Source organism: Ignatzschineria sp. PL_is040 (genome assembly GCF_055813795.1).
This window is the reverse complement of sequence record NZ_JBVPGU010000049.1, coordinates 1-316: the sequence shown is the minus strand read 5'-3', so window position 1 is coordinate 316 and position 316 is coordinate 1. Positions and strand designations below refer to the sequence as shown.

Sequence of the window (316 nt, the reverse complement as noted above, 5' to 3'; positions counted from 1 at the left end):
ATCACCATCCACATCAGTGACACCCGTAATAGTGCCTTTCTTCGGCGTATCTTCTTTCGTAACAATCGTCTGATCACGATCATCCACCACCGGCGCATCATTCACCGGCGTTACTGTTACAGGAATCGTAACGGTCACTTCACCGCCATTACCATCAGATACGACTACCGTGAATTCATCATCACCGTTGTAATCTTTTTTCGGTGTATAAGTGTATTCACCGGTTTTTTCATCAATCGTCACCGTACCATTTTTCGGTTGTTCAGAAACCACATAAGTTAACTCATCACCATCTACATCCTTCCCGGTGACTTTT

Annotated in this window: 1 protein-coding gene; it reads right to left on the bottom strand. The window is 44.3% G+C overall.

Going from position 1 to position 316, the window contains the following annotated elements; all coding sequences use genetic code 11:
* On the bottom strand, window positions 1–316 hold a 316-nt coding region (locus AC0SAP_RS10395; protein ID WP_473384114.1), incomplete at both ends, for an Ig-like domain-containing protein.